Genomic DNA, 19,871 nt, shown 5'->3' with positions numbered 1-19,871 from the left:
GATAGCGGCAAACCACCTGCCTCCTGAGCCGCTCTCCCAACCCCGTCCCGGTCATCCCCTGATCCGCGAAAAGCGTGCGGCGCCGCTCCGGATAGGGTCCAGGACATGGTCGACTGGGTACGCCTCGAACTGCACGTGGACACCTTCGACGACGCGGCCTTCGAGCCCCGCCTCGGTCGGGCCCGCGAGTCGGGCATCGCGTTCACGACCATGGCCGAACTCGGCGACACCCCCGCCCACCGGCGCGCCCTCTACGACCTCAACAGGACCTGCTCAGCAGACATCCCGGACAGGGGCGCGTTCTACACCTACGACGAGTACCTCGCCCAGCGCATCGAGGTGCCCACCTTCTCCGCCGAGGGCGTCGTGCTGGCGACCCTCGAAGGAGAGTGGATCGGCATGTCCACGACCTCCCTGCACCCGGACGAGGGGTACGCCTTCAGCGAGATGACCGGCGTCCTCGCGCCCCATCGTGGGCGGGGGCTGTCGCTGGCACTGAAACTGCTGGCGATCCGGTTCGTGCGATCGGCCGGGTACGAGCGCCTGATCACCTTCCACCACCCCCGCAACACCTCCGCGATCGCCATGAACCGCCGCCTCGGCTTCGTCGACCCATCCGCCGAGCGGCAGCCCGGCTGACCGATCGCCCGGTGCCGAGGCACAACGTCCGCCGGCGCGTCCGGGGTCAGCGGCCGGTGAACTTGGGCTTGCTCTTCTCCGTGAAGGCGCGCATGCCGATCTTGGCGTCGTCCGTGGCGAACAGCCCGGAGAACTGCAGGCGCTCGATCTCGAGCCCTGTGTCCAGGTCCACCTCGAGCCCCTGGTCGATCGCCTGCTTGGCGGCGCGCAGCGCGACCGTGGGGCCGCCGACGAAGGTGGCCGCCCATTCCAGGGCCGCCGTGTAGACGTCGACGTCGGGCACGACCCTGTCGACCAGGCCGATCTCCAGCGCCTCGGCCGCGCTCACGTGCCGTCCGCTGAAGATGAGGTCCTTGGCCCTGGCGGGGCCGACCAGGCGGGACAGCCGCTGGGTGCCGCCGGCTCCTGGGATGATGCCGAGCTGGATCTCCGGCTGGCCGAGCTTGGCGCTCTCGCCCGCCACCCTGAAGTCCGCGCAGAGGGCCAGCTCGCAGCCGCCGCCCAGCGCGTAACCGGTGATCGCGGCGATGACCGGCTTGCCGACCCGGGCCAGCGCGGTGAAGCAGTCCTGCAGGGTCCTCGAGTGGGCGGCCATGTCCGCGTAGGACATGTCGGCCATCTCCTTGATGTCGGCGCCAGCCGCGAAGACGCGCTCCCCTCCGTAGACGACGACCGCGTGGACGTCCTGGTCGGCGTCCACGGCTCGCGCGCACTCGGCGATCTCGCGCTGGACCTGCCCGTTGAGGGCGTTCATCTTCGGACGATCGAGCCTGATCGTGGCGATCTGGTCGGAAACCTCGACGCGTGCAAACTCACCCATGGGGCGACCCTATCCGCGAACAGGGCGAGAGCCGCTGTCCGAAACGGCGAGAATGTGGGCACACGGAAGGCGGACACGATGGACGCTCAAGCGTTAAGGCTCGCCCAACTGGTCGCCGTGGTGGCCAGCGCGGGCTTCTCCTTCGGCGGCTTCATCGGCATCCTCTACTCCGACGATCCTCCTGCCGCCAAGGCGGTGGCCTTCGCTCCGCTGGCCGTCCTGCTGGGGCTGCACCTGCGCAACTGCGTACGGCGGGCCGACGGGCGCAGGCCGCGAGGCTGGCGGTGGACGCTCGCCGTCCAGGCGGTCCTGACAGGGGCGGGCCTGGTGTGGTTCGCGAGCACCTGGTACGGCAACACCGGTTTCCTGGCCGCCGCCGTCCTGCTGCTGATCAGGAGGCCGGGGCCGAGGTGGGGCGCGTTCTCGCTGGTGCTGCTCGCCCAGTTCCTGTCAGGGCTCACCGTGCGGCCCACGGTGAGCGAGGCGCTCTACCTCATGGTGGGACAGGCCGCCTTCGTCGGGATCGCGCTGTACGGCGTGGTGCGGCTGGCCGACCTCATCGCCGACCTGCGCAGTACCCAGGCGAGCCTGGCGGCGGCCGAGGTGGCCCGTGAGCGGCTGGCCTTCGCCGAGCAGCTCAACGAGCGGGTGGGTTCGAGCCTGAAGCAGGTGGCCCTGGTGCTCCAGCGTCCTGGCCTGTCGCGGGAGGAGCTCGAGGCGAGCCTCGCGACGGCGCGCACGGCCCTCACCGAGGTGCGGTCGGTCTCGCACGCCCACCGCGACGGGGTCACCGCCAGGCCGGTGGTGGCCGGAGACCTGACCACGAGGGTCGTGAACGTCCTCGTCGTCACGACGCTGCTGCTGATGATCGTGCCGCACGAGGTCCGTCACCTGTTCCAGATCGGCCTGTCCGGCCTCCCCCTGCTGGTCTTCGTCGTGGCGCTGCTCGGCTTCGTCGCGCTCTACCTGCGAGCGTGCCTGCCGGGCGGACGGCACGAGGGCTGGACGCTCGCGGGGCTGGTGCTGCTCACCTACGCGCCGACGGCGCTGCTCGGCGCGAAGCTCTGGTACGTCGCCACGCTGCTGCCAGGCGCCGTCGTCGTGCTGCTGCGCGGGCCGGTCCGGTGGGCCGCCGCGGGCGCGGTGCTGACGGTCGACGTCGTCTTCCACCTGACCCAGACCGGCCTGGCGGGCAACGTCCTGGACGCGGTCTACGGGGTGGTGTACGTGATCGAGCGGGCGATCATCGTCTACGCCCTGTGGCGCATGGCCAGGCTGACGGTCGAGCTGCGGGAGGCGCGGGCGGAGCTGGCCAGGGTCCAGGTGGCGCGCGAGCGGCTGCGCTTCGCCCGCGACCTGCACGACCTGCTGGGCTACGGCCTGTCTGTGGTGGTGCTCAAGGCCGAGCTGGCCTTCCGGCTGCTCGAGCGCGATCCCGACGCTGCCGCGCGGCAGCTCGGCGACGGCCTGGAGGCGGCCCGCCAGGTGCTCGCCGACATCGACTCGGTGGCCTCGGGCCGCACGGAGATCTCGCTGGCCGCCGAGGTCGAGTCGGCCCGCGCGGTTCTGGAGGCGATGGGCGTCGAGGTGAGCTGGTCCCACACGGCGGCGGCGCTGCCCGCCGGCGTGGACGAGGCGCTGGCGGCGGTGCTGCGCGAGGGCGTGACCAACGTGCTCAGGCACAGCGCGGCCCGCCACTGCTCGCTGGAGATCGTGGCCGACGACAGGCAGGTACGGCTCAGCCTGACCAACGACGGCGTGACCGCCGCCTCACCCGATCACCGGCCGGGCGCGGGCGTCGGCAACCTCACCCACCGTCTGGACGCCCTGGGCGGGCGGCTGAGCTCCGAGCGCACGGGCGAGACCCACACGCTCACCGCGACGGCTCCGCTAGAGCCAGCCCTCGTCGGCGGCGATGCGGATCGCGTCGACCCTGTTCCTCGCGTTGAGCTTCATGACCGCTGACGACAGGTAGTTGCGGACGGTGCCCCTGCTGAGCGAGAGCCGTACCGCGATCTCGTCGGCCTCGGCGCCCGTGGCGGCCATCCTGAGCACGTCGACCTCGCGGGCGGCCAGCGGGTTGTCGGCCTTGCGGAGGGCGGCCATGGCCAGTTGCGGATCGACGACCTGCTCTCCCGCGACCACCTTCCTGATGGCCTCGACGAGATCGCCGGGCGGTGAGTGCTTGAGCAGGAAGCCGCTCACCCCCGAGGCCATGGCGCGCCGCAGGTAGCCGGGCCTGGCGAAGCCGGTGAGCACCACGACGCGGCACTCGGGCAGGCGCTCGGTCAGGAGCGCGGCGGCGCTGAGGCCGTCCAGCCCCGGCAGCTCGATGTCCAGGACCGCCGCGTCGGGACGCGACTCCAGCGCGGCGGGCACGATCTGGTCGCCGCGCTCCACGGCGGCCACGACCTCGAGATCGTCCTCCAGCTCGAGCACGGCGGCCAGCGTCTCGCGCAGGATGCGCACATCCTCCGCGATCAGAACTCGGATCACTGTGAATCCTTCACACGGTGTTGGTGAACGAGGCACTACTCGGCGGTCCAGCCGGATTGCGACTATAGCGAGCAGAGAGAGGAGCACATCATGCAGAAGATCACCACGTACCTCTGGTTCGACAACCAGGCGGAGGAGGCGGCCAACCACTACGTCTCCATCTTCCCGAACTCGCGCGTCGTCGAGGTCACTCCCATGATCGTGACGTTCGAGATCGAGGGGCAGCGCTTCATCGCGCTCAACGGCGGGCCGCAGTTCACCTTCACCGAGGCGATCTCGCTCTACGTCGACTGCGACACCCAGGAGGAGGTCGACGAGCTGTGGGCCAAGCTCGTCGAGGGCGGCCAGGAGAGCCAGTGCGGCTGGCTCAAGGACAAGTACGGACTGTCCTGGCAGATCATCCCCAAGGCGCTGCCGAAGCTGCTCAGCGACCCCGACCCGGCCAGGGCCGAGCGCGCCATGCAGGCGATGCTCAAGATGTCGAAGATCAACGTCAAGGAGCTCGAAGAGGCCGCCAACGGCTGACCGGGCATCGGGGAGGCGGGGGCCTCCCCGATGAAGTCCTGAAAAAATCCTTCTCAATCCTCTTCTAGAGGAAGGAAAATGTTGAGACGCTGACTCCTGAACGACCCCCCAGTCAAGGAGTCACCCATGCGCAGAGCGTTGGCGGTCGCCTGCTTCTTACCGCTGCTGATACCCACCGCGATCGCGCACGCCGAGGCCGCGCCCGATGACAGGCAGCAGGCGTTCGCGAAGGCTGCCGAGACCTACCAGGTGCCGGAGAGCGTCCTGCTGGGCGTCTCCTACCTGGGGTCGAGGTGGGACTCCCACGCGGGCCAGCCCAGCAACGACGCGGGGTTCGGGCCGATGCACCTGACCGACGCGGCCGCCTTCACCGGCTCCAACCACCACGCCGAGGGCGAGGAGGACCCGCGGGGCGACGAGACGCGCCCGCTGGCCCTGCCGTCCGAGGCGCCGGAGACGCCGGAGGAGATCCCCGCCTCGCTCAGGACGATGGAGAAGGCCGCGGCGCTGACGGGCGAGTCGCACGAGACACTGAAGACCGACCCCGCGGCCAACATCCGCGGCGGCGCCGCGCTGCTGGCCGACTACCAGAAGCAGCTCGGCGCGCCGCTCAGCGACGATCCCGGCCAGTGGTACGGCGCGGTCGCGCGCTACTCCGGAGCCACCGAGTACGAGGCGGCCAAGTTCTTCGCCGACGAGGTCTTCTCGGTGATCGCCTCGGGCATGACGCGCACCACCGACGACGGGCAGCGGGTCACCCTGAAGCCGGTGCCCGACCTCGGCAAGATCGAGTCGTGGCTGGAGAAGCTCGGGCTCTCGTTGCCGCGCCGCGACGGCGTGGAGTGCCCGCGCTCGATCTCCTGCGAGTGGATCCCCGCAGGATACGCGCAGCTGCCGAACAACAACTACGGCCACTACGACCTGTCCGACAGGCCGAACAACCAGAAGATCGACTACATCGTCATCCACGACATGGAGGGCTACTGGGCGCCCTCCGTGCGGCTCAACCAGGACCCGAGGTGGCCCGGTAGCTGGCACTACTCGGTCAGGTCCAGCGACGGGCACATCGCCCAGCAGATCAAGACCAAGGACGTCGGCTGGCAGGCCGGCAACTGGTACATCAACGCCAAGTCCATCGGCATCGAGCACGAGGGCTTCCTGGCCGAGGGCAGCACCTGGTACACCGAGGCGATGTACCGCACGTCGGCCAAGCTCGTGCGCTACCTGGCCATGCGCCACGGCGTGCCGCTCGACCGCGCCCACATCATCGGCCACGACAACGTGCCAGGCACGCTGCCGACCACGGTCAGGGGCATGCACGAGGACCCCGGCCCCTTCTGGGACTGGGCGCACTACTTCGAGCTCATGGGCGCTCCGCTGCACCAGTTCGGCGGCCCGAGGTCCGGCTCCATCATGATCAAGCCGGACTTCGAGACGAACAAGCCGTACTTCTACGGCTGTGACCGCAAGAACCCCTCGGCCGCGTGTCCGCCACTGCCCGCCTCCACGGTGTGGCTGCGCACCGAGCCGCGCCCCGACGCTCCGCTGGTCAAGGACATCGGCAAGCACCCCACGGGCGACTCGCTCTACAGCGTCTACGACCACAGCGCCCGCGCCACCACCGGGCAGCGCTACGCCGTGGCCGACCGCGACGGCGACTGGACCGCGATCTGGTACCTCGGTCAGAAGGCGTGGTTCCACAACCCCGCCGCCAACCCGACCGCGGTGCCGTCCATGGGGCTCGTCGTGACCCCCCGTCCAGGGCTCAAGACCGTCCCCGTGTACGGCAGGGCCTACCCGGAGCAGGAGGCCTACCCCGCGGGCATCCCGTACCAGGCTGTGACGCCGCTGCAGTACACCTTCTCCGAAGGGGAGAAGTACACGCTGGCAGGGCCCGCGGCGGCCGAGTACTACAGGGCGGTGACCTTCGACCCCGCCCCGCACACCGTCGTGCGCGGCAAGACGAAGTACTGGCAGATCCAGTTCGGTCACCGGGTGATGTTCGTCAAGGCCGACGACGTGCGGGTGACGTTCCAGTAGGCGCTGTTCGACGGGACCTCGCCCTCACCGGGCGGGGTCCCTCAGCGTTTGCGGGTGAACTCGGCGACGGCGCGTCTGGTGCTCTGCAGCGCCTCCTGCGAGGAGTCGAAGGTGCGCTGGGCCACGCCCACGAAGACGCAGTCGACGACGAGCAGCTGGCTGATGCGGCTGGCCAGCGCGCCGGGGCGGAACTCGGTCTCCCTGCCGGCGGAGATCAGCACGTGCTCGGCCATCGCGGCGAGGGAGGAGCGCGGGTTGTTGGTGATGGCGACCGTGGTGGCCCCCGCCTCCCCCGCCAGGCGCAGCGGCTCGAGGACGTCGGGCGTCTCGCCCGAGGTGCTGATGCCGATCGCCACGTCGCCCGCCTTGAGCAGCACCGCGCTGGTGAGCGCCAGGTGCGCGTCCTGGAAGGCGTGGCTCGACAGGCCGATGCGCATGAGCTTCTGCGCCACGTCCTCGGCCACCAGCCCCGAGGCGCCCACGCCGTAGGAGTCGATCCTGCGGGCGCCCACGATGGCGTCCACGACCAGGCCGAGCCGCTCGGAGGTGAGCTGGGCGACGGTGTCGTTGATCGCCTCGGACTCGGCTCGCGAGACCTTGAGGATGACCTCCGACAGCGGGTCGTCGGGGGCCAGGTCGCCGGGCACCAGCCGGTCGGGCTGCGCGGCCGCAGCCGCGAGAGCCAGCCTGAGCTGCGGGTATCCGGCGAAGCCGAGCAGGCGGGCGGTGCGGACGATCGTCGCCTCGCTGGTGCCGGAGGCGGCCGAGAGCTCGGTGATGGTGCTGCGGGCGACGGTCGCGGGGTCCTCGAGTATCAGACGGGCGACGGTCTGCGCGGCGGGGGTGAGTGAAGGAAGGACACCGCGGACGGTGGCCACGAGTGTGTCTGCCCTCAGACCGTTCATGGTGTCTTCCACATACCGATTATGGGGCCTGGACGGGAGGAAGGACTGCTCCAGGGCGTCATGACCGCAAACCGGCATCTCTTCGGCGTCCCGAGGTCAACCACGGGTCGCGCGGCTGGAGGCCTCGGGCCGGGCCCCGGAGACGGCGCTCCGGGGCCCGCGTGGTCAGCGGAGGGTGCCGTTGGTCATTCCCACGGGCTCCTCCGGGAGGGCGAGCAGGCCGAGCTCGGCGGGAGCGGCCATGAGCGGGTGGTTGGGCACCACCCGCACCGTGTAGCCGAACGCCCCCGTACTGTCGAGCGGCACCTTGCCCACGTAGTGGGCCTTGCCGTCGTCGGTCGTCCCTTCGAGCGTCATGGCCAGGTAGCGGGGGCTCAGCAGCTCGTCGTGCGGGCCGACCTTGCCGTAGGCGGCCTGGACCAGCAGGTCGTGGGGCTCCAGCTCGCCCAGGGCGATCGTCGCGCGCAGGTCGAGCGCCGCGCCCACCTCCGGCGTGTCGCCGACGCCCGACGCCTCCACGTGCTCCACGCGCACGCCCGGCCACGCCTTGGTGACGCGCACCCGCCAGGCGGCGAACGCCTTGGCCGGGGCGTAGGAGTCGGTCGACAGGGCCCTCGCCGAGGCCGCGGCGGGCAGGTAGAGACCCACGACGTAGTCGCGCAGCATCCGGCCGGCCAGCACCTTGGGCCCGAGCGAGGTCAGCGTGTGGCGCACCATCTCCAGCCACCGCCTGGGCAGCCCGTCGGGCGCCCTGTCGTAGAAGCGGTCGGAGACCTCGTGCTCGATGAGGTCGTAGAGCGCGGCCGCCTCGAGCTCGTCGCGCCTGTCGGCGTCGGCGACACCGTCGGCGGTGGGGATGGCCCAGCCGTTGGTGCCGTCGTACCACTCGTCCCACCAGCCGTCGCGGATCGACAGGTTGAGCCCGCCGTTCAGCGCCGACTTCATGCCCGAGGTCCCCGACGCCTCGAGGGGACGCAGCGGGTTGTTCAGCCAGACGTCGCAGCCCTGGACGAGCAGCTGGCCGAGGGCCATGTCGTAGTCGGGCAGGAAGACGATGCGGTGCCGCACGTCCTCGGAGTCGGCGAACCTGACGATCTGCTGGATGAGCTTCTTGCCGCCCTCGTCGGCCGGGTGGGCCTTGCCCGCGATGAGGATCTGCACCGGCTTGTCGGGAGACAGCAGCAGCTCGCGCAGCCGCACGGGGTCGCGCAGCATCAGGGTGAGCCGCTTATAGGACGGCACCCTGCGGGCGAATCCGATCGTCAGCACGTCGGGGTCGAGGGCGTCGTCGACCCAGGTGAGCTCGGCGTCGGAGGCGCCGCGGTCGCGCCACGAGCGGCGCAGCCGTACTCTCGCCGCCTCGACCAGGCGCTCGCGCAGCCTGCCGCGGATGCCCCAGATCTCGGGGTCGGAGATCTTCTGGACGCCCTCCCAGCCCTGCCCCTTCTCGATGAGCTCGGGCAGCTCGCGACCGGCCAGCTCCATGATCTCGCGGCCTACCCAGGTGGGCGCGTGGACGCCGTTGGTGATCGAGCCGATCGGCACCTCGTGCAGGTCGAAGCCGGGCCACAGCTCCTGGAACATCCCCCTGCTGACCTCGCCGTGCAGCTCGGATACGCCGTTGACGCGCTGGGCCAGGCGCATGCCCATGATGGCCATGTTGAAGCGCCCGGGCTCCTGCTCGGCGCCCAGCGCGAGGACGCGCTCGACAGGGACGGTCGGCCACGCGTTGTCGCCGCCGAACTGACGCTCGATCATGTCCGAGGGGAAACGGTCGATGCCCGCGGGGACCGGCGTGTGGGTGGTGAAGACGGTGCCGGCGCGAACCGCCTCGATCGCCTCGTCGAAGGAGAGCCGCGCCTCGGTGAGCTCGCGGATGCGCTCCAGGCCGAGGAAGCCCGCGTGGCCCTCGTTGGTGTGGAAGACCTCAGGCTCGGCGTGTCCCGTGATCCGGCAGTAGGCGCGGATGGCCCGCACGCCGCCGACGCCGAGCAGCAGCTCCTGCATGAGCCTGTGGTCGGTGCCCCCGCCGTACAGGCGGTCGGTGACGTCGCGGGCGGCGTTGTCGTTGTCGGCCACGTCGGAGTCGAGCAGTAGCAGCGGCACCCTGCCGACCTGCGCCACCCACACCTGCGCGTGCAGGGCGCGCTGGTTCGGCAGGCCGATCCTGATGTGTACGGGCGTGCCCCCCTCGTCCTTCAGCAGGCTCAGCGGAAGGCCGCCGGGGTCGAGACTGGGGTAGTGCTCCAGCTGCCAGCCCTCTGGCGACAGCGACTGAGTGAAGTAGCCGTGGCGATAGAGCAGTCCGACCGCCAGGATCGGCACGCCGAGATCGCTGGCCGCCTTGAGGTGGTCACCTGCCAGGATGCCGAGGCCTCCGGAGTACTGCGGCAGCGCCGCGGCGATGCCGTACTCGGGCGAGAAGTAGGCGATCGCGCCCGCGGCCTCGGGCAACGTCTGATACCAGCGGGGCGCGGTCATGTACTCGCGCAGATCGTCGGCGGCGTCGGCGAGACGGCGCAGGAAGCGGCGGTCGGTGGCCAGCTCGCGCAACCTGGCGGGGTCGACGGCGCCCAGCAGCGCGACGGGATCGTGCCCGACTCGCTCCCAGACGGCCGGATCGACCTCGGCGAACAGGTCCGTGGTCTCTGGATGCCAGGACCATCGGAGGTTGTGCACAAGCTCGCCGAGGGCGGCCAGCTCCGTGGGCAGGACGGTGCGGACGGTAAACCTGCGGATAGCTCTCACGAATTCGACCCTAGGGGCTGAGGAGCGGTGTTCAGGCGGGAGTGGATCACTTCCGTTTCACAACCCTTCCATGTAGAGGCATCAAGAGGGACTATTAGGGCACTCCCCACATTGAGCTTTGACGCACCGTCGCGGGACGGTGCCAGCTGCTGCACGCGTGAAGGTGCGAGGATCGTCATTGCCACAGACGCCCGCTCGACACATGAGAACAGGACGCGATGATCGGTCGAATTCCCATCACGGACATCTACCCCGTCGTTGACTGCGGGCAGTGGCCCGCCAAGGCGGTCGCCGGAGAGAGCTTCGAGATCGCGGCGACCGTGTTCAGAGAAGGGCACGACGCGGTCGCCGCCGGTGTCGTGCTCACCGCCCCCGACGGGCGGCGCGGCCACCTGAAACACATGCGAGAACAGGGCAAGGGCACCGACCGCTGGGCGGTGTCCGTGTGCCTGCCCGACGAGGGCGACTGGCAGTTCAGGATCGAGGCGTGGGGCGACCCGATCGGGACGTGGCTGCACGACGCGGAGATCAAGATCCCGCGCGGCATGGACGTGGAACTGATGTGCGAGGAGGGCGCCAGGCTCTTCGAGCGGGCCGCCCGCGCCGTCAGGGCCACCGACTGCCCCGCCCCCCACGCGGGTAACGGCACGACGCGCAACGGCAACGGCACACTCAAGACAGGTCAGCAGAAGAACGGCCAGCTCATGACCGACACGGTCAAACCGGGCGCACTCAAGGCCGGCACCGAGCTCAAGCCGTCGGAGACGTGCGGGCACAGGGCGGCGCTGCTGGCAGTGGCCTCCACGCTGCGCGACGACGCCCTCGACCCCCGTGCCAGGCTGTCGATCGCCCAGCTGCCCGAGACCACGGCGCTGCTGGAGGCGCATCCGCTGCGTGACCTGCTGACCAGGAGCAAGCAGCAGAAGGTCAGGGTGGAACGCCGCAGAGCCCTGTTCGGCTCGTGGTACGAGTTCTTCCCCAGGTCCGAGGGCGCGATCGTCGACGGCGAGGGCGTGTCGAAGTCGGGCAACTTCCAGACCGCCGCCAAGCGGCTGCCCGCCATCGCCCGCATGGGCTTCGACGTGGTCTACCTGCCGCCGATCCACCCGATCGGCACGACCTTCCGCAAGGGCCGTAACAACACGCTCACACCCGGCCCCGACGACCCGGGCTCGCCCTGGGCGATCGGCTCCGAGGACGGCGGGCACGACGCCGTCCACCCCTACCTCGGCACGATCGACGACTTCGACGACTTCGTGGGCAGGACCAGGGAGCTGGGCATGGAGGTGGCGCTCGACTTCGCGCTGCAGTGCTCTCCCGACCACCCGTGGGTCACGGAGCACCCCGAGTGGTTCACGATCCGCGCCGACGGGAGCATCGCCTACGCGGAGAACCCGCCGAAGAAGTACCAGGACATCTACCCGCTCAACTTCGACAAGGATCCCGAGGGCATCTACGCCGAGGTCAAGCGGGTCGTCAGGCACTGGATGGACCACGGTGTGCGGATTTTCAGGGTGGACAACCCGCACACCAAGCCGGTCGGCTTCTGGGAGCGCCTGCTGGCCGACATCCGCGCCACCGACCCGGATGTGATCTTCCTGGCCGAGGCGTTCACCAGGCCTCCGATGCTGCAGACCCTGGCGAAGATCGGATATCACCAGTCGTATACGTACTTCACATGGAAGAACTCCAAATATGACGTTGAAACGTACTTTTCGGAGCTATCTCATGAGACGTCGCACTTTCTGAGGCCGAACCTCTTCGTCAACACGCCCGACATCCTGCACGAATATCTTCAGCACGGCGGGGTCCCCGCCTTCAAGATCCGCGCGGTCCTGGCCGCCCTCACCTCCCCCACCTGGGGCGTCTACTCGGGCTACGAACTCGCCGAGCACGTCGCGGTACGCCCTGGCAGCGAGGAGTACCTCGACAGCGAGAAGTACCAGTACCGGCCGAGGGACTGGGTGGCCGCCGAGAGGGAAGGGCGGACTCTCGCGCCCTTCATCACCCACCTCAATTTGTTCCGAAGAGCTCACCCGGCCCTCCAGGAATTGCGTAACCTGAAGTTCCACAGGGTCGACCACCCGGACCTGGTCTGCTTCTCCAAGCGGCTCCCTGGCGCCTACGACACGGCCACACGACGGCACGGCCTCGGCGACGTGGTCCTGGCGGTCGTCAACCTGGACCCGCACAATACTCATGAGGCGACAGTCGATCTCGACCTGCCGGCCCTCGGTCTCGACTGGAATGCCGAGTTCGTCGTCGACGACGAGGTGTCGGGCGAGTCGTACCGCTGGCGGCAGAGCAACTACGTGCGCCTCGACCCACACATTCACCCGGCGCACGTCTTCACCGTGCGAGCGGCTCATCGGTAACACAGCGATCGGGGAGTCCAACTTTGTCCGACATCGTGAACTCCGCTGCCATCCCGAACACCTTTGACGAGGACAAACCCCGCGATCCCTACTGGTACAAGCGGGCGGTCTTCTACGAGGTGCTCATCAGGGGCTTCGCCGACTCAAACGGCGACGGCACCGGCGACATCAAGGGGCTCATCAGCAGGCTCGACTACCTGCAATGGCTCGGCGTCGACTGCCTGTGGCTGTTGCCGCTCTATGAGTCGCCGCTGCGTGACGGCGGCTACGACATCGCCGACTTCATGAAGATCCTTCCGGACTTCGGCGACCTCGGTGACTTCGTCAAGCTCGTCGACGAGGCGCACAAGCGCGGCATGCGGGTGATCGCCGACCTGGTGATGAACCACACCAGCGACGCCCACCCGTGGTTCCAGGCCTCGCGCCACGATCCCGAGGGACCCTTCGGCGACTTCTACGTCTGGTCGGACACCGACGAGAAGTACAAGGACGCCAGGATCATCTTCATCGACACCGAGACCTCCAACTGGACCTACGACCCGGTCAGGGGCCAGTACTACTGGCACCGCTTCTTCCACCACCAGCCCGATCTCAACTACGAGAACCCGGCGGTGCAGGAGGCCATGCTCGAGGTGCTGAGGTTCTGGCTCGACCTGGGCATCGACGGGTTCCGCATGGACGCCATCCCCTACCTGTTCGAGGAGGACGGCACCAACTGCGAGAACCTCCCCAGGACCCACGCCTACCTCAAGCGGGTCAGGGCCGAGGTCGACCGCCTCTTCCCCGACAGGGTGCTGCTGGCCGAGGCCAACCAGTGGCCGAGCGACGTGGTCGAGTACTTCGGCGACAGCGTGGGCGGCGGCGACGAGTGCCACATGGCCTTCCACTTCCCGCTCATGCCGCGCATCTTCATGGCCGTGCGCAGGGAGTCGCGCTACCCGATCTCCGAGATCCTGGCCCAGACGCCCAAGATCCCCGAGAACTGCCAGTGGGGCATCTTCCTGAGGAACCACGACGAGCTGACGCTCGAGATGGTCACCGACGAAGAGCGCGACTACATGTACTCCGAGTACGCCAAGGACCCGCGCATGCGCGCCAACGTCGGCATCCGCCGCCGCCTGGCGCCCCTGCTGGAGAACGACCGCAACCAGATCGAGCTGTTCACCGCTCTGCTGCTGTCGCTGCCAGGATCGCCGGTGCTCTACTACGGCGACGAGATCGGCATGGGCGACAACATCTGGCTGGGCGACCGCGACGGCGTCCGCACGCCCATGCAGTGGACCCCCGACCGCAACGCCGGGTTCTCCGACTGCGACCCCGGTCGCCTCTACCTGCCGATCATCATGGATCCGATTTACGGATATCAGGCGATCAACGTCGAGGCGCAGCAGAAAAACGCCGGATCTCTGCTTCACTGGACCAAGCGGATGATCGAGATTCGTAAGCGTCACCCGGTCTTCGGGCTGGGCGACTTCATCGAGCTCAACTCGTCCAACCCCAGCGTGCTGGCATTCGTCCGCGAGCTGGGCGATGATCGCATGCTATGCGTCAACAATCTCTCGCGGTTCCCGCAGCCCGTGGAGCTGGACCTGAGGCGGTTCGTCGGCGTATCGCCCGTGGAGACGATGGGTGGAGTTCCATTTCCACCGATTGGCGAACTTCCGTATCTTTTGACGCTCCCGGGGCATGGGTTCTACTGGTTCACCCTTCCACCCGCCGCGCCACAGGAGGAGTAGGCCGTGCTTGAGGACCTCCTTGCCCGCTGGATCACCCACCAACGCTGGTTCGCGGGCAAGGGGCGTCCTCTCGACGGCCTTTCCATCGACTCCGACACCCCTCTCGGCGACGGACTGCGCCACCTGATCCTGTCGGTACGGCAGGCGGGCGCCCGCGACCGCTACCAGCTCCTGCTCGGCGTCAGCCCCGAGCTGCCCGACAGGCTCAAACACGCTCTCATCGGCGTGTCGGACGAAGGCCACCTCTTCGACGCCGCCCACGACTCCTCGCTCACCAGCCTCCTGCTGGAGGGCATGGCCACCGGCCGCGACCACGGGCCGATCAGGTTCCGCACCGCGCCAGGGGTGGAGATCGACACCTCGCAGCGCAGCCTGGTGCTCGGGGCCGAGCAGTCCAACACCTCCCTGGTGTTCGGCGACGCGTACATCTGCAAGCTGTTCCGCAGGCTCATCCCGGGGGTGAACCCCGAGCTCGAGGTGGTCACCGCGCTGGCCGCCCGCGGGGCCGCGCACATCGCCCAGCCGTACGGGTGGATCGAGACCGACGTCGACGGCATTTCGACGACGCTGGCCTTCACGCAGGAGTATCTGACCACCTCCAACGACGGGTGGGACCTCGCCCTCGCCAGCGTCCGCGACCTCTACGGCTCGCTGCCCGAGGTCAGCGCGGCCGAGGCGGGCGGCGACTTCGCCGCCGAGGCCCACCGCCTCGGCATCGCCACCGCCGAGATCCACAGGGAGCTGGCCGCCGCCTTCCCGACGGACGTCGTGAGCCCGTCGGAGGTCAAGCGCATGGTGGAGGGCTTCCGCCGCCGCCTCGCCAGGGCCCTGGAGGAGGTGCCCGCGCTCGCCGAGCACGCCGAGCTGGTCGAGCGAGCCTTCCACCAGGTGGAGGAGCTGACCGGCAAGGTGCGCGTGCAGCGCGTGCACGGCGACTATCACCTCGGCCAGGTCATGCGCACGCCCGTCGACTGGATCGTCCTCGACTTCGAGGGCGAGCCAGGACAGCCGATCGAGGAGCGCAGGGCGCTCGCCTCGCCCCTGAGGGACGTGGCGGGGATGCTGCGCTCCTTCGACTACGCGGCCGGTCACCTGCTGGCCGACCACCCCGACGGCGCCGCCCTGCGCCCCAGGGCGGCCGAGTGGGCCATCCGCAACCGCGCGGCGTTCCTGGACGGCTACGCCGACGTGTGCGGCGACGACGCGGCGCTGCTGAGGGCGCTGGAGTACGACAAAGCGGTCTACGAGGTGGTCTACGAGGCCCGCAACAGGCCGACCTGGCTGCCCATCCCGCTGGCGGCCTTCCGCTGACCCTCCGCGCAGGTGCACCCGAGCCGCCCTGAGTCTGCCGTTTCTCCACGAGCAGCGTAGCAAACGCATTACTCTTCGCATGCAAACATGAGCGAAGAGTAAAGGGGGCGGCATGCGGCGACGTCTTGTGATCGCGGCCGCGGGGTTGGGCGCCGTGCTCGTCTGCGGCACTCTCCTGCTGGTGACCAGTGGAGAGGCGCCCCAGGCCGCGCAGGGCGTGCGGGAGACTCCCTCTCAGGGAGACCCGCTGACGCCCGAGGAGATCGCCCGCGCGGGTGAGATCGCCACCGCCAAGAACCATCTCAAGTCGGGGCAGACCGAGCTCCTGTACGTCGAGCGCGACGACGACAAGGACGCCGAGCAGGCACGCAGGGCCGAGGCCTACATCTACGACTACTCGACCGACACGCTGATCGTCAGGACGGTCGACCTCGGCAGCAGCAAGGTGATCGAGGAGACCAAGGGCAGAGGGGTCCAGCCGCCGCCGTCCAAGCGGGAGGAGCTGCGCGCCGCCGAGCTGCTGCTGGCCGATCCGAAGCTGGGCGCAGGCGTGCGCCAGTCGTTCAGGAAGGCGGCGGGGCGCGAGCTGGCCTCCCCCTCCGACCTGGCGTTGCGCGGGCTGATCTTCTCCCCCGAGCGGGGCAGGTGCGCCCAGCACCGCTGCCTGCGGCTGTTCGTGCGGCTGCCCGACGGCACCTTCCTCGACACGAGCCGCATCGTCATCGACCTGTCCGCCAAGAGGGTTCACACGCTGGAGTGGTGAGTTTGTTCCTCCGTCTGATGCTCGCGGGGCTGCTCATCGCGCCCGCCGCTCCCCCCGCGCCGGCGCGGGCCGCCCAGGCGTGCAGCTCGCCCTACCTCATCGACAAGACGCTCCCCAACGGCGCGCGCTGGCGGCTGTGCTGGGAGATGCGCACGATCGAGGGCCTGACCGTCACCAAGGTCGTCTACACGCCGAAGGGCAACAGGCCGATCAGCGTGCTGCGCAGCGCCGCGCTGGCGCAGATCCACGTGCCCTACGACAGCGGCGAGCCGCGCTACCACGACATCGGCTCACTGGGCTCGGCCGTCGTGGCGCTGACGGAGGCCGACTGTCCCGGCGGTGAGCGCGCCAAGGGCAAGGTGTGCTTGACGACGCGCCCGCGGGGCCACGCCTACCTCAAGGACGGCTGGGGCGACCCCGACGCCCGCGAGTCCGCCCAGGGGCAGGAGCTCGTCGTGCTGGCCGCCTATCAGGTCGGCTGGTACACCTACATCTCCGAATGGGTCTTCGGCGACGACGGCTCGATCACCCCGAGGGTCGGGGCGACCGGCTCGCTGGCGGGCACCACGACGGCGCCGAAGCACGGCTGGCCGATCGGGGTGGGCCGCAAGCACTTCGAGGAGTCGCACAGCCACAACGTCTTCTGGCGGATGGACTTCGACATCCAGGGCAAGACGCACGACGTGGTCGAGCAGTACGACTTCTCGGGCAGCGGCACCAAGAAGCGGTCGATGACCAAGCGCACGCTGAAGCGGGAGACGAAGGCGGTCAACGGGCGGATGCGCTGGTGGCGGGTGGTGGACCCGCGCGTGAGGAACGGCGACAGGCACCCGGTCTCCTGGGAGATCAACAACTCCGACAGCGCGGAGTACCGGGGCCCCTCCGACGAGGCGTTCACGCACGCCGACGTCTACGTGACGCAGTACCGCGCCTGCGAGCGGCTGGCCAGCGAGAACGTCTCCCCCAGGTGCAGGAGGTCCGTCGACCGCTACGCGAACGGCGAGCGGGTGACCGACCCCGTGCTGTGGGTCAACGTCGGCTTCCACCACGTCGCCAGGGACGAGGACGCCGACCCGATGCCGATCCACTGGCAGGGCTTCCGCATCACCCCCCGCGACGTCACCGCCACCAACCCGCACTGACCCCTCGAAACGGCCCGCCGCACCCGCGGCCCGGTCCCGGCCCCCCTGGCACGCGTCAGGGGGGCCGATTCACGCGGTGTGGGCGTGATGTAAAGCGATCGTGATAGTTAAGCCCGTATTTCCACATACCGCTCGTGTGAATTCGCATGGCGACAGCGGGCAAGGGCATGGGTTGGAAGGTCGCTATAGGGCAGGGTTAGGGGCATGCCGATGAGGACAGAGCTCGACCGACTCGCGGGTGGCGCACACCACGACCCGCACTCGATTCTCGGAGCGCACCTGGAGCCGCGCGGAGTCACGTTCAGGGCGTTGCGTCCACTGGCCGAACAGGTCGAGGTGGTCTTCGACGACGAGGCCCCGCCCGTTGAAACACGTCGCGCACGGGGTGTTCGAGACGACGGTCGCGGGTCTGGACAAGGTGCCCGACTACCGGCTGCGCGTGCGCTACGCGGGCGGCGAGCCGTACGAGATGCAGGATCCCTACCGGCACTGGCCCACGCTCGGGGAGGTGGACCTGCACCTGATCGGCGAGGGCAGGCACGAGCGGCTGTGGGAGGCGCTGGGCGCCAGGGTGATGCGCCACGAGGACGTCGACGGCACGGCGTTCGCGGTGTGGGCGCCGAACGCGCGGGGCGTCAGGGTCGTCGGCGACTTCAACCACTGGGACGGCGTGGCCCACCCCATGCGCTCGCTCGGCAGGTCGGGGGTCTGGGAGCTGTTCGTGCCCGGCATGGGAGAGGGCGAGCGCTACAAGTACCAGGTCCTCGGCGCCGACGGGATGTGGCGCGACAAGGCCGACCCGATGGCCAGGCGCACCGAGGTGCCGCCGCAGACCGCCTCGGTGGTCGAGCGCTCCGACTACGCGTGGAACGACGCCGACTGGATGGACTCCCGCCACGCGACCGTGCCGCAGCAGGCGCCGATGAGCACCTACGAGGTGCACCTCGGGTCGTGGCGGCCGGGGCTCGGCTATCTGGAGCTGGCCGAGCAGCTGACCGACTACGTCAGCGAGATGGGCTTCACCCACGTGGAGCTGCTGCCCGTGGCCGAGCACCCCTTCGGCGGCTCGTGGGGTTACCAGGTGACCTCCTACTACGCGCCGACCTCGCGTTTCGGCAAGCCCGACGAGTTCCGCCACCTCGTCGACGCCCTCCACCAGCGGGGCATCGGGGTGATCCTCGACTGGGTGCCTGCGCACTTCCCGATGGACGACTGGGCGCTTGCCCGCTTCGACGGCACCCCGCTCTACGAGCACGCCGACCCCGCGCGGGGCGAGCACCCCGACTGGGGCACCTACGTCTTCGACTTCGGCCGCAACGAGGTGCGCAACTTCCTGGTCGCCAACGCCCTCTACTGGATGAAGGAGTTCCACATCGACGGGCTGCGGGTCGACGCGGTCGCCTCGATGCTCTACCTCGACTACTCCAGGCGAGAGGGCGAGTGGACGCCCAACGTCTACGGCGGGCGCGAGAACCTCGACGCGGTGGAGTTCCTGAAGGAGATGAACTCCGTCTGCTACAGGGAGGAGCCGGGCATCATCACGATCGCCGAGGAGTCCACCGCGTGGCCGGGCGTCTCGCGCCCCGTGCACCTGGGCGGGCTGGGGTTCGGTTTCAAGTGGAACATGGGCTGGATGCACGACACCCTGGCCTACCTGCGCCACGAGCCGATCTTCCGGCAGTACCACCACCACCAGATGACCTTCTCGCTGATGTACGCCTACAGCGAGAACTTCGTGCTGCCGCTCTCCCACGACGAGGTCGTCCACGGCAAGGGCTCGCTGCTGGGCAAGATGCCGGGCGACGAGTGGCAGCGCTTCGCGCAGCTCAGGGCGCTGTTCGCGTTCATGTGGGCGCATCCGGGCAAGCAGCTGCTGTTCATGGGAGGGGAGTTCGGCCAGGGCTCGGAGTGGTCGGAGGAGCGCGGGCTCGACTGGTGGGTGCTCGACTTCGACGGGCACCGCGGCGTGCAGAAGCTGGTGCGCGACCTCAACAGGATGTACCGCGAGACACCGGCCCTGTGGGAGCTCGACAGCACGCCCGACGGCTTCAGGTGGATCGACGCCGACGACGCCCAGGGCAACGTCTTCTCCTTCCTCCGGGTGAGCGAGGACGGGTCCGCGGTGGCGTGCGTGGTCAACTTCAGCGGCGGTCCGCACGAGAACTTCAGGCTGGGCCTGCCGTACGGCGGGCGGTGGGAGGAGATGCTCAACACCGACGCCTACGACTACTGGGGCAGCGGGGTCGGCAACCTCGGAGCGGTGGAGGCGGTGGAGGAGTCGTGGCACGGCCTGCCGTACTCGACCACCCTGGTGGTGCCGCCGCTGGGCGCGGTCTGGCTCAAGGGGACGCCGCCCACGACAACGTGAGCG

The 19,871-nt window shown here is 69.2% G+C and carries 13 protein-coding genes and 1 pseudogene; 10 read left to right on the top strand and 4 right to left on the bottom strand.

Going from position 1 to position 19,871, the window contains the following annotated elements:
* Positions 1-105: 105 nt before the first annotated feature.
* Positions 106-639, top strand: coding sequence for a GNAT family N-acetyltransferase (locus FHR33_RS33145; protein ID WP_183656134.1), 534 nt, complete (start codon positions 106-108; stop codon positions 637-639).
* Between the two features lie 46 nt (positions 640-685).
* Here FHR33_RS33145 and FHR33_RS33140 read toward each other — a convergent pair whose 3' ends face one another.
* Positions 686-1,459: an enoyl-CoA hydratase/isomerase family protein gene (locus FHR33_RS33140; protein WP_183656133.1), complete on the bottom strand. Its 774-nt coding sequence runs from the start codon at positions 1,457-1,459 to the stop codon at positions 686-688.
* Positions 1,460-1,537: 78 nt separating this feature from the next.
* On the opposite strand from FHR33_RS33140, the gene FHR33_RS49295 reads away from it, so the two are divergent.
* Entirely contained in the window at positions 1,538-3,424 is a 1,887-nt protein-coding gene (locus FHR33_RS49295) for a sensor histidine kinase (RefSeq protein WP_221241352.1), read from the top strand.
* Here FHR33_RS49295 and FHR33_RS33130 read toward each other — a convergent pair.
* Entirely contained in the window at positions 3,350-3,955 is a 606-nt protein-coding gene (locus FHR33_RS33130) for a response regulator transcription factor (RefSeq protein WP_183656132.1), read from the bottom strand. The two genes, FHR33_RS49295 and FHR33_RS33130, sit on opposite strands and share 75 nt — an antisense overlap.
* Before the next feature lie 90 nt (positions 3,956-4,045).
* Between FHR33_RS33130 and FHR33_RS33125 the strand changes: the two genes are divergently transcribed.
* Together FHR33_RS33125 and FHR33_RS33120 are read left to right on the top strand one after the other, a co-directional pair.
* Positions 4,046-4,480 (top strand): VOC family protein, encoded by a 435-nt coding sequence (locus FHR33_RS33125; RefSeq protein ID WP_183656130.1) that lies wholly within the window; start codon positions 4,046-4,048, stop codon positions 4,478-4,480.
* 126 nt (positions 4,481-4,606) lie between these two features.
* A complete protein-coding gene (locus FHR33_RS33120) occupies positions 4,607-6,520 on the top strand; it encodes an N-acetylmuramoyl-L-alanine amidase (protein ID WP_183656128.1) in 1,914 nt (637 codons plus the stop codon).
* 41 nt (positions 6,521-6,561) lie between these two features.
* Here FHR33_RS33120 and FHR33_RS33115 read toward each other — a convergent pair whose 3' ends face one another.
* Both FHR33_RS33115 and glgP read right to left on the bottom strand, forming a co-directional pair.
* Positions 6,562-7,437 carry a MurR/RpiR family transcriptional regulator gene (locus FHR33_RS33115; protein ID WP_312895831.1) on the bottom strand — a complete coding sequence of 292 codons (876 nt, stop codon included), beginning with the start codon at positions 7,435-7,437 and terminating at the stop codon, positions 6,562-6,564.
* Positions 7,438-7,590: 153 nt separating this feature from the next.
* On the bottom strand, positions 7,591-10,173 hold the full coding sequence (glgP, locus tag FHR33_RS33110) for an alpha-glucan family phosphorylase (RefSeq protein ID WP_183656125.1): 2,583 nt from the start codon (positions 10,171-10,173) through the stop codon (positions 7,591-7,593).
* A gap of 218 nt (positions 10,174-10,391) precedes the next feature.
* Between glgP and FHR33_RS33105 the strand changes: the two genes are divergently transcribed.
* From FHR33_RS33105 to glgB, 6 genes and pseudogenes are all read left to right on the top strand, one after another.
* The gene (locus FHR33_RS33105) at positions 10,392-12,548 is read left to right on the top strand and encodes an alpha-1,4-glucan--maltose-1-phosphate maltosyltransferase (protein WP_183656122.1); all 2,157 of its coding nucleotides are present in this window, start codon (positions 10,392-10,394) and stop codon (positions 12,546-12,548) included.
* A gap of 23 nt (positions 12,549-12,571) precedes the next feature.
* Entirely contained in the window at positions 12,572-14,284 is a 1,713-nt protein-coding gene (gene treS, locus FHR33_RS33100; protein WP_221241351.1) for a maltose alpha-D-glucosyltransferase, read from the top strand.
* A 3-nt stretch (positions 14,285-14,287) separates the two neighbouring features.
* Positions 14,288-15,595, top strand: a complete 1,308-nt coding sequence (locus FHR33_RS33095; RefSeq protein ID WP_183656119.1) for a maltokinase N-terminal cap-like domain-containing protein — start codon at positions 14,288-14,290, stop codon at positions 15,593-15,595.
* A 112-nt stretch (positions 15,596-15,707) separates the two neighbouring features.
* The gene (locus tag FHR33_RS33090; protein ID WP_183656116.1) at positions 15,708-16,358 is read left to right on the top strand and encodes a hypothetical protein; all 651 of its coding nucleotides are present in this window, start codon (positions 15,708-15,710) and stop codon (positions 16,356-16,358) included.
* Positions 16,355-17,500, top strand: a complete 1,146-nt coding sequence (locus FHR33_RS33085) for a copper amine oxidase (protein WP_312895830.1) — start codon at positions 16,355-16,357, stop codon at positions 17,498-17,500. The genes FHR33_RS33090 and FHR33_RS33085 overlap by 4 nt, the downstream gene beginning before the upstream one ends.
* A 210-nt stretch (positions 17,501-17,710) precedes the next feature.
* Positions 17,711-19,868 (top strand): annotated as a pseudogene (glgB, locus tag FHR33_RS33080) (1,4-alpha-glucan branching protein GlgB).
* Positions 19,869-19,871: the final 3 nt, after the last annotated feature.

The sequence above is a fragment of the Nonomuraea dietziae genome, assembly GCF_014195505.1.
GTDB classification, from domain to species: Bacteria; Actinomycetota; Actinomycetes; order Streptosporangiales; family Streptosporangiaceae; genus Nonomuraea; species Nonomuraea roseola.
The sequence above is the reverse complement of the archived record's forward strand: the minus strand, read 5'-3'. Positions and strand labels throughout refer to the sequence as shown.

What these genes read in the sequence shown, in the direction of transcription:
- FHR33_RS33145 (WP_183656134.1), top strand. Translation starts at nt 106, where the DNA reads ATGGTCGACTGGGTACGCCTCGAACTGCACGTGGACACCTTCGACGAC.
- FHR33_RS33140 (WP_183656133.1), bottom strand. Translation starts at nt 1,459, where the DNA reads ATGGGTGAGTTTGCACGCGTCGAGGTTTCCGACCAGATCGCCACGATC.
- FHR33_RS49295 (WP_221241352.1), top strand. Translation starts at nt 1,538, where the DNA reads ATGGACGCTCAAGCGTTAAGGCTCGCCCAACTGGTCGCCGTGGTGGCC.
- FHR33_RS33125 (WP_183656130.1), top strand. Translation starts at nt 4,046, where the DNA reads ATGCAGAAGATCACCACGTACCTCTGGTTCGACAACCAGGCGGAGGAG.
- FHR33_RS33120 (WP_183656128.1), top strand. Translation starts at nt 4,607, where the DNA reads ATGCGCAGAGCGTTGGCGGTCGCCTGCTTCTTACCGCTGCTGATACCC.
- FHR33_RS33105 (WP_183656122.1), top strand. Translation starts at nt 10,392, where the DNA reads ATGATCGGTCGAATTCCCATCACGGACATCTACCCCGTCGTTGACTGC.
- FHR33_RS33090 (WP_183656116.1), top strand. Translation starts at nt 15,708, where the DNA reads ATGCGGCGACGTCTTGTGATCGCGGCCGCGGGGTTGGGCGCCGTGCTC.